Source organism: Streptomyces sp. NPDC101776, assembly GCF_044766845.1.
GTDB lineage: Bacteria > Actinomycetota > Actinomycetes > Streptomycetales > Streptomycetaceae > Streptomyces.
In genome coordinates, this window is sequence record NZ_JBIWMV010000042.1 from 23,836 (window position 1) to 33,015 (window position 9,180).

General features: G+C 72.1%; 4 protein-coding genes and 1 pseudogene. 2 read left to right on the forward strand and 3 right to left on the reverse strand.

The window, feature by feature from the left end; all coding sequences use genetic code 11:
• Positions 1 to 60: 60 nt before the first annotated feature.
• Entirely contained in the window at positions 61 to 4,899 is a 4,839-nt protein-coding gene (locus ACIRRY_RS50750) for a DNA repair ATPase (RefSeq protein ID WP_403987628.1), read from the forward strand.
• On the opposite strand, the gene ACIRRY_RS50755 is transcribed toward ACIRRY_RS50750, so the two are convergent.
• Positions 4,896 to 5,261 (reverse strand): hypothetical protein, encoded by a 366-nt coding sequence (locus tag ACIRRY_RS50755; protein WP_403987631.1) that lies wholly within the window; start codon positions 5,259 to 5,261, stop codon positions 4,896 to 4,898. The two genes, ACIRRY_RS50750 and ACIRRY_RS50755, sit on opposite strands and share 4 nt — an antisense overlap.
• A gap of 299 nt (positions 5,262 to 5,560) precedes the next feature.
• Here ACIRRY_RS50755 and ACIRRY_RS50760 point away from each other — a divergent pair.
• A pseudogene (locus ACIRRY_RS50760) lies at positions 5,561 to 6,554 on the forward strand (acyl-CoA desaturase).
• 26 nt (positions 6,555 to 6,580) lie between these two features.
• Here ACIRRY_RS50760 and ACIRRY_RS50765 read toward each other — a convergent pair.
• Together ACIRRY_RS50765 and ACIRRY_RS50770 are read right to left on the reverse strand one after the other, a co-directional pair.
• Complete coding sequence (locus ACIRRY_RS50765; RefSeq protein WP_403987637.1) at positions 6,581 to 7,318, reverse strand: GAF domain-containing protein; 738 nt, start codon at positions 7,316 to 7,318, stop codon at positions 6,581 to 6,583.
• Positions 7,319 to 7,426: 108 nt separating this feature from the next.
• Positions 7,427 to 8,944, reverse strand: a complete 1,518-nt coding sequence (locus ACIRRY_RS50770) for a helix-turn-helix domain-containing protein (protein ID WP_403987634.1) — start codon at positions 8,942 to 8,944, stop codon at positions 7,427 to 7,429.
• Positions 8,945 to 9,180: the final 236 nt, after the last annotated feature.

Consider the following 9,180-nt stretch of genomic DNA (forward strand, 5'->3'; position numbering starts at 1 on the left):
GGGGACGGCAGTTCCGGACCCCAGCAAGACAAGACCGACTCCGAGATCTGAGAGGGACCCATGACCACCGGCCTGGACACCGGCACCTACGAGGTCCTGCGCGACCGCCTCGCCGCACAGGCCGCCGAACTCGCCCGCCGCGCGGAGGCGCTCAACGCCCGGCGCACCGAGGAGTTCGGCTCGACCCGGCTGGAACTCACCGGCACCGCCCGCCTCGACACCGAGCACCCGGCCGTGCCGCGCGACCTCGTCGCCGTAGGAGACGTACTGCTCTTCGGGCGCCAGGTCTCCCTCGGTGTCACCGGGGAGGCGACGGTGGCCGACGTCCTCGCTCTGCACGACCGCCACGATCTGCGCCGGCTGCCCGAGGACGCCGTACCCGGACTGCTCGACGACCCGGACTTCGTGCGGGAGTTCGGTGCCCTGCACCGGTACTTCCGTCAGGCGCGGCTGCTTCAACTCCGGTGTATCGACGGCAAGTTGCTCGCCGTCTTCCGGACCGGCGAGAAGGCCGACGACATCCGGGTGCTGCGCTGGGCGCTCGCGGACGACGGCCGGTCGGCGGCCTTCCTGGACGCGCACGGCGAGCGCGATCACGTCCTCCCGCCGTCGCACGACGTCGAGTGGGCGGAGACCACCCGCGAGGAGCATGTCCCCGGCCGGCATCCGCACGTGCGCATCCAGGACGGGCTGTTCGTCTCCACGGTCGGCGGCACGCTCACCGTGAAGGTGGAGGACAACACCGAGACGGGGGAGGGGGTTTACTCCGAACCGGTGGACGAGCCGCTCCAGTCGCCGGCCGACGCGGAGCTCGCGTACGCGCGGGTGGGTGTGCTGGTGCTGCTGCGGGTGCGTCCCTACAAGGAGGAGGCCCACCGGTATCTGGTCTTCAACACCCTGACCAAGGGGGTTGTGCGGCTCGACGGGATCGGGCTGTCGTGCCGGCGGCTGCCCGAGGAGCAGGGGATAGTGTTCCCGGGTGGGTACTGCCTGGCCACCGGGGTGCGGAAGACCTTCGAAGTGGACACCTCCGGGCTGGAGTTGGAGCGGGTGGTGCGCTCGCCCAACGGTGAGGACGTGCTGTTCGCGTACCGGGCGCGGGTGCCGGGGCGCGGCCTCCTGCTGCCGTACAACCTGATCCGAAAGGAGGTCGCCAACCCGCTGTCCTGTCAGGGCTGGGCGCTCTTCGACGACGGTGCGCTGATGGTGCTTGGCGGGGGTGGGGAGGCTGGGCGTGTTCATCCCGTGCGGATCTGGCGTACTCCGTTCGTCTCGGACACGTATGCCGCCGCTCAACTCGTCGGCTCCGGGCCGTTGTTCCGGGTGGGCAACGCCGATCTCGTGCGCGGGGTCTCCGACTGTCTGTCCCTCGCGGGTGCCGTCGCGGGGATGGAGCCGGCGGCGGAGGTGTACGAGGCGCTGGTCGCCGCGTGTGTCCGGGCGGCGGACTCGTACCACTGGCTCGGGGACGCCGAACTCGGTGATCTGGGCGGCCCGTTGGAGGACGTGCGGGTCACGGCGGAGCAGGTCCTGGCCGAGTTCGAGACGGTCCGGACGCTGACCCGGCGGGCGGCCGACGCGCTCACCGAGGCCACGGACCGGCTCACCGGGTTGGTGCGGCGGTTGCGGGGCGAGGTGCCCCGGGATGCGGCGGGGTGGGTGGATGGGCTGTCCGAACTTCGGCGTGCGCAGGGGCACTTGCTGACACTGAAGGAGCTGCGGTACGCGGATCTCGCGCGGATCGACGAGGCGGTGGCCGGGGCGGAGGCGGAGCTCGGGGCGTTCGGGCAGCGAGCGGTGGCGTTCCTGGCACACGCGGACGCGTTCGCCGGGCACCACGAGGTGGTCGGTGAACTGGTCGCACGGGCCGGGGAGTTGACCACCGTGGCCGAGTCGGCGCCGGAGGCCGCCCGGCTCGACGGACTGACCGACGGGCTGCGGACGGTGACCGAGGTGATCGCCGGGCTGGACATCGGTGACGCCACGGTCCGTACGTCGATCCTGGAGCGGATCGCCGAGGTGCTGGGCGGCGTCAACCGCGCCCGCGCCACGCTGGACGCCCGGCGTCGGGAACTCCAGGACCGGGAGGGCCGGGCGGAGTTCGCGGCCGAGTTCGCGCTGCTGGGCCAGTCGGTGACGGGCGCGCTCGCGGACGCGGCGACACCGGAGACCTGTGACACCCAACTCGCCCGGCTGCTGGTCCAGTTGGAGAACCTGGAAGCCCGCTTCACCGACTTCGACGACTTCCTCGCCCAACTGGACGGCAGACGCATCGAGATCTACGACGTCTTCTCCGCCCGCAAGCAGACCTTGGCCGACGAACGCGCCCGCAGGGCGGAGCAGTTGGCGGCCTCGGGGGTGGGGGTCCTGGAGACGGTGGAGCGGCGGGCGGCCACGCTCGCCGACGCCGACGCGGTCAGCACGTACTTCGCCTCCGACCCGATGGTGACGAAGATCCGCGGGACGGTCGACCGACTCCGGGACCTGGGCGACCGGATGAGGGCGGAGGAGCTGACCGGCCGGCTCGTCTCGGCCCGCGAGGAGGCGGTCCGTGCCCTGCGCGACCGCACCGACCTCTACACGGACGGCGGCCGGACCCTGCGTCTTGGCCGGCACCGCTTCGCCGTCAACACCGAGCCCCTCGACCTCACCCTCGTTCCCGCCGGCGACGGCCTGGCCTTCGCCCTCACCGGCACGGACTACCGATCCCCGGTCACCGACCCGGAGTTCGCGGCCACCCGCGCGTACTGGGACCGCCCGCTGCCCTCCGAGTCGCCGCGGGTCTACCGCGCGGAACACCTCGCCGCCCGCCTCCTCGACGAACACGGCGCCCAGGCCCTCGCCCAGGAGAACGACCTCGCCGCACTGGTCCGCCGGGCGGCGCAGGAGTCGTACGACGAAGGCTACGAACGCGGCGTGCACGACCACGACGCGACCGCGATCCTCCGCGCCCTGCTCCGTCGCTACGAGGGCGCGGGGCTGCTGCGGCACGAACCGGCCGCCCGGGCAGGGGCGTTGCTGTTCTGGACGCACGGCACGAGCGCGGAGGAACGCGCGGGCTGGACGCGCCGGGCGAGGTCGCTCGCGCGGGTCCGCGACATCTTCGGACCGACCCCGGCCGTCGCCGACTTCCTCGCGGAACTGGCTCGGCGGACGGACGAGCCCGCCGCCGCATACCTCTTCGACGAACTGACCACCGCCCCCGAGAGCTTCGTCCTCAGCGCCGCCGCCCGCACCCTCCTCGACAAGTTCCGCCGCACGGTGGGGAGTTCGGCCTACGACGACGACGTGCTCGCCGTCGGGGACCTGGCCGCGCGCCGCCAACTGGTCGAGGCGTGGCTGACGGCGTACACGACGGCGTCCGGCACGGAGGCCGATCCGGGGGACCTCGCCGAGGCGGTGGCGGCCGAACTCTGCCCGGACGTACCCCGCCACGAGTCGGACGCCCGGCTGACCGAGACGGTGACGGGACTGCTGGGCACCCACCCGCGGATCGAGGCGGGCTCGCTGTCGCTCCGGGTCGACGAACTCCTCGCCCGGACAAGGGAGTTCAGGGCGGCGGACGTCCCCGGTCACCGCGCCTACCAGCGCCGCCGTACGGCCCTGGTGGCGGCGGAACGAGCCCGGCTGCGCCTCGACGAGTACCGGCCGCGGGTGATGTCGTCCTTCGTCCGGGGGCGGCTGGTCGACGAGGTGTATCTCCCCTTGATCGGCGACAACTTGGCGCGGCAGATCGGTACGACGGGGGAGGGGCGGCGCACCGGCGCGGACGGCGGTCTGCTGCTGCTCGTCTCGCCGCCGGGGTACGGCAAGACGACCCTGATGGAGTACGTCGCCGACCGGCTCGGGCTGGTGCTGGTCAAGGTGAGCGGTCCGGCTCTCGGGCACGGTGTGACCTCCCTCGACCCGGCCGAGGCACCGAACGCGACCGCCCGGCAGGAGGTGGAGAAGGTCAACTTCGCGCTCGCGGCGGGCAGCAACGTGCTGCTCCACCTCGACGACATCCAGCACACCTCGTCCGAACTCCTGGAGAAATTCATCCCGTTGTGCGATGCCACGCGGCGGATCGAGGGCGTGTGGGAGGGCGCGCCGCGCACATATGACCTACGGGGCAAGCGGTTCGCGGTCTGTATGACCGGCAACCCGTACACCGAGTCGGGCGGCCGGTTCCGGGTGCCCGACATGCTGGCGAACCGCGCCGACGTCTGGAACCTCGGCGACGTACTGACCGGCAAGGAGGCGGTGTTCGCGCTGAGTTTCCTGGAGAACGCGCTCACCTCCAACCCGGTGCTCGCCCCGCTCGCCGGCCGCGACCGGGACGACCTGGACCTGCTGATCCGCCTCGCGGAAGGTGACCCGACAGCTCGCGCGGACCGGCTGTCCTACGCCTGCGACCCCGCCGAACTGGCCCGGATCGTAGGGGTGTTGAAGCACCTCGTCACCGCCCGGGACACCGTGCTGGCGGTCAACTCCGCGTACATGGCGTCGGCGGCCACGACGGACACGGCCCGCACGGAACCGCCGTTCCGGCTCCAGGGGTCGTATCGCACCATGAACCGGATCGCCCAGCGCATCGAGCCGGTGATGAACTCCCCCGAACTGTCGGCGGTGTTGGACGACCACTACACCGCCGAGGCGCAGACGCTGGGGGCGGGCGCCGAGGCGAACCTGCTGAAACTGGGGGAGCTGCGCGGCACGCTGACCGCCGAACAGGCCGTGCGGTGGGCGGAGTTGAAGGCTGCGTACGTGCGGGAGCGGGGCGTGGCGGAGGACGACCCGGTGCGCCGTGCGGTGGTGGCCCTCGGGGTGCTGGCCGAGCGGGTCGGGGCGGTGGAGTCGGCGATCAACCGGGCGGCCGGCCCGGGCCGACGACCGCCGACCGGCTCGGCCAACTGCTAGAGCTGGAGCAGTCGTTGGGTGATCTCGCGGTACTGCCGCAACGCGTTCCGGAACTCCTCGGAGTCGGACGCGGACCCCGACGGGGACTCGGGGTCCTGGTCGGCCCAGCCGGCGCGGAGGAGTTCCCGGCGGGCCGCGAGCGCGCTCACGAGTTGGGCGGTCGCCTCGTCGTAGGCGCTCTCCGCCTCCTGGAGGGCGTCGTGCGGGGTGTCGGCGAAGGTGTTGAGGGCGTGGCGCAGCCGCTGGAGGACCTTGTCCCGCTCGCTCGACGGGAGCAGCGGCTCGGGGCCCGGGGTGCGGCGTTCGGAGGAGCCCCGGTTCTGGCCCGCGGGCTGTTGGGCGCGTGTCTGGTCGTACATCATCGGGTGTCGTTTCCGTTCCGCCCGAAGGCGTTTCCGCCCGAAGGCGTTTTTGGGATCGTCCGTCCACCGGCCACTGCCCTGCGCCGTGCTGCCAGTCAACGTGCGGCGACGGTTCGTGTCAACGCGGGGGTCGCGGGTTCCGGGCCGCCGCGTCACGGCGTCCGCCGGAGTACCGTGGAAGGACCGAGGGCCCTTCGCGCGCCGCTGTCCGCACCGGCGCCGTGTCCTCGCGTTTCCCTTCCCAGGGGCAGCCCGTGACCCCGGCCGCGCCATCCGCAGCGAGGCCGAGGAGTCTCGCCATGTCTGTCGTCTCGACCCCGTCCATGACGGGCACCAGCCCCCCGCCCCCGCCCTACGACGGCACCTCGCCCTTCCCGCCGGACGAGTCCCCGGCGCCGGGCCGGGACGGCGGCGACCGGTTCTACGTCGGGATCACGGCGGCGATCGTCGTCCTGCCGTTCATCGCGCTCGGCCTGGCCGGCCGGCTGCTGTGGGGGCGGCTCGTGCACCCCGTCGACCTCGTGCTCGCGGCCGTCCTCTACACGGTCACCGGCCTCGGCATCACGGTCGGCTTCCACCGCGGGCTCACCCACGGTTCGTACCGGGCGGTCCGGCCCGTGCGCGTCGCGCTCGCGGTGGCCGGGTCGATGAGCTTCCAGGGTGATGTCATCGGCTGGGTCGCCACCCACCGCCGCCATCACGCCTTCACCGACCTTGCCCGGCGACCCGCACTCGCCGTACCGCTACGGCACCGGCCTGCGCGGCCAGTTGCGCGGACTGCTGGACGCCCATGTCGGCTGGCTGTTCCGCAACGAGCCGACATCGGCGGAGCGTTACGCCCCCGACCTCGTCGCCGACCCGGACATCCGGGCCGTCTCCCGCGCCTTCCCGTGGCTGTGCCTGCTGACGCTCGCGCTGCCGTTCGGGCTGGGCTGGGCGATCGGCGGCAGTTGGCTGTACGGCGTAACAGGCTTGCTGTGGGCGGGACTTGTGCGTATCGCGCTGCTCCACCATGTCACCTGGAGCGTCAACTCGCTGTGCCACATGATCGGTGAGCGCCCGTTCCGCACCCGGCGCCACGACCGCGCCACCAACCTGTGGCCGCTGGCCCTGCTCTCCTTCGGCGAGAGCTGGCACAACCTCCACCACGCCGACCCCACCAGCGCCCGGCACGGCGTCGACCGCGGCCAGATCGACCCGTCGGCCGCCGTCATCCGTCTCATGGAGCGCGCCGGCTGGGTCCACGACGTGCGCTGGCCGACCCCCGACCGGGTCGCCGCGCGCCGCGCGTGACCCGCGTGACATGGACTACGGCCTGGCTACGACCGCTGCGGTGCCGGGATGGCCGCGGTGTCGAAGTCGCCCTCGATGATCCGCGCCGCGAGCTCCGACAGCCGTAGATGACGGGCACGGGCGTACGACCGGAACGCGGCGAAGGCGTCGTCGACGGACGTGTTCCAGCGCTCGGCCAGCACGCCCTTGACCTGTTCGACGAGGATGCGGCTGGTCAGCGCGGTCTGCAACTGGCTGTTCTCGACGTGCGACTGCTCCAGCGTGCGCTGTTGGAGCACGGCGATGGTGGCCACGTCGGCCAGTGCCTGGGCGAGTGCGATGTCGTCGTCGCCGAGGCGGTGTGCGGAGGACTGGAAGAGGTTGAGCGCGCCGACGACCCGGTTGCGCAGCCGTAGCGGAACGGCGTGCGTGCTGACGTATCCGGTCGCCCGGGCCCGCGCCGCGAAGCGCGGCCAGGCGCCGCTCGCCGACTCTCCGGTCAGGTCGATGTTGGTGCGGGGGGCGCCGGTGCGGCAGCACTCGACGCACGGGCCCTGGTCGTGCTGGAGCGCGAAGAGTTCCAGGAGGCGGGTGTGCTCGTCCGAGGCGGCGATGATCTGGAGCTCGCCGAACGCGTCCACGAGCAGGATCCCGGCCGCCGACACGTCGAGCAGTTCGACACAGCGCGCGGCGAGCCGGTGCAGCAGGTCGATGACGTCGAAGTCCTCGACCAGGGAGTCCGCGACCTCCACGAAGATCTCGGCGAGACGTCGCTCGCGGGCCATGGCGATCACCACCCCTTTCCGCGCCTTTTCCTGTCCGTCCACGGTCGGCTCCAGGTCATGTCCACGGTCATATCCACGGTCGTGTCCACGCTCCTGTCTATGGTCGCCTCAGTCGGCCTGGTGCGGCACCCACTCACTGTCGTCCAGCGAGTAGCCGTAGCGCGGACGTCCGCTCGCCCCGCTGGTACGGAACGGCTTCCCCTGGTCGTCGATGCGCAGCACGCCGTGCCGGGTGCCGCTGGTCCACGCCAGCTCCAGGTACCAGCGCACGTCGTGGGACGCGGCGGCGGCCGTGATGTACAGGACCTCGGGATCGCTCTCGCTCACCTTGTACGGCAGGCCCGTCTGCCCCGACTTCGGCGTGGCCACCGGACGGCTCGCGTCCAGTCCGACGTCGAAGGAGTGCGTGGGGACACCGCCACCGCAGCCGACCCCCACGTACCCCATGGCGTACGCGTTCCAGGCGACCGGCGCACCGCTGTCGACCACCCGTACGTTCAGGGTCTGGAGCACCACGGTGTCCTTGCCGGTGCCCTGCACGGTGAGTTCGAGGAACTGACTGCCGGCCGAGACCGCCCCCAGCGCGCTCACCCAGCTCGGGGCGTCCTGCTCGGTGGGCGGCGGCGGCACCTCGGCCGCGTCCTTGTCGACCAGGTAGGTCTGACTGCACGGACTCTCCCAGGCATACGGCCGGGAGGTCACGGTGAGGGGGACGGCCGCCGCCGCGTCCGTGCTCCCGCCGGCCTGCGCACCCGCGGACGCTCCGTCCTTCGCCGCGGCGGGCCCGGGAGGACTCGGGCTGCCGGAGGGGGAGGTGGAGGTGGACGGGGAGGGGGAGGCTGTCGAGCTCGCCTTCGCCTTCGCCGAGGCGGACGGGGAGCGGGTGTTCTGCCCGGTGGAGGTCACGGAGCCGGCGTCCTGCTTGCGATCACCGCTGCCGTCGCCGGACAGCAGACGGGGGACGAGTGCGGTGGCGGCGAGGACTACGGCTACTGCGGCGGCGGTGAGGAGGGTGGTGCGGCGGCGGTTGCGGGGGGTGGGGTTGGGGGTGGGGGGTTGGGTTGTGTCGGGTGGGGTTGCTTCGGGGGTGGTGGGGGTGGTGGCCGGTTTCCGGCTGGGTGTGGGTGTGGGTGTGGAGGCGGGTGCGGGTTCTGGTGCGGGGGTGGGTGTGGTGAGGGGGGTGACGGCGGGCGTATGGGCGGGGGTGTTGGTGGGGGGCTGGGGCGTTCCGCTTGTCGGTGTCGGTGTCGGTGCGGATGCGGATGCGGGTGCTGGTGCTGGTGTTGCCGGTGTTGTCTGGGGTGCCGATGGTGCCGGGGATACCGAGGGTGCCGGTGGTGCTGTGGGTGTCGCGGTGGCGGCCTTCCGCTCACGCTGACGTGCGCCGTCGGCCAGGATCCACCGGCGGTGGGCCTCGACGAGCTCGTCCGGGGTCGCCTTGCAGAGCCGGGCGAACCGCTCCACGGGGGCGTACTCCGTGGGTACGGCATCGCCGTTGCAGTACCGGTGCAGCGTCGACGTGCTCATGTGCAGCCGCTTCGCGAGTACGCCGTAGCTCAGCCCCGACCGGTCCTTCAGCTCCCGTATCAGCGCCGCGAACTCGGCCGTCTCCTCAGGCGTCGCCACCCTGCCCCCATCCCAGTTCCGCGTTCCAGGGAGTCGGTGTTCCCCCAGGTTAGAGCCGGTGCGAACGTTCCAGGTTCCCGTAGATCCCGGCTGTCGTAGCGGGTGGGACGGAAAGCGGCACAGGCTGCGGTCATCAAAGCACGCAGGGCTGTTCCAAAGTCCTGCCGGGTGGGTGAATGTGCTGGTCACGGCGTGGTGACGATGTCGGCGCGGGCCGCTACGAACAGATCGAGGCT

What these genes read in the sequence shown, in the direction of transcription:
- ACIRRY_RS50765 (WP_403987637.1), bottom strand. Translation starts at nt 7,318, where the DNA reads ATGGCCCGCGAGCGACGTCTCGCCGAGATCTTCGTGGAGGTCGCGGAC.
- ACIRRY_RS50750 (WP_403987628.1), top strand. Translation starts at nt 61, where the DNA reads ATGACCACCGGCCTGGACACCGGCACCTACGAGGTCCTGCGCGACCGC.
- ACIRRY_RS50755 (WP_403987631.1), bottom strand. Translation starts at nt 5,261, where the DNA reads ATGATGTACGACCAGACACGCGCCCAACAGCCCGCGGGCCAGAACCGG.